1 pseudogene is annotated in these 350 nt (G+C 66.3%); it reads left to right on the top strand.

The annotated features are described in order from the left end of the window. Positions 1–350 (top strand): annotated as a pseudogene (locus NPS47_RS25490) (toxin VasX); the annotation flags it as partial.

Here is a 350-nt window from a genome sequence, read left to right as displayed (position 1 = left end):
TGACAACAACCTGCGCCTGAGCGTCGGCGGCTTTGTCCGCAGCCTGGTCAGCGAAGACGGCGCGGAGCTGGCGGGCACCCTCAACTACCGCTACAAAGGCCGCGACATCAGCCTCACACCTGAACAGGGCAAGGTCATGCTCGACACCCAGCATCGGCTGGATGAACTGCTGCAAGCTGAAGCCCGGGACCGCCGTTACGGTGGCCGCCCCAGCCCGGCCGAAGCCGCCGCCCGCGATGCGCGTATCGCCACACTGGTGGCGCCGGTGCGGGCCTTCATTCCGGCAGACCTGTACCACGAAGCGGAATACCTGGTGCGCGAATACCGCGCGGAAAAGCAGGCCAACCTCA

This window comes from Pseudomonas putida, assembly GCF_028682475.1.
In the GTDB taxonomy this organism is placed as follows: Bacteria; Pseudomonadota; Gammaproteobacteria; order Pseudomonadales; family Pseudomonadaceae; genus Aquipseudomonas; species Aquipseudomonas putida_AG.
Note: the sequence above shows the minus strand (reverse complement) of the source record. Positions and strands in the feature narration are given on the sequence as shown.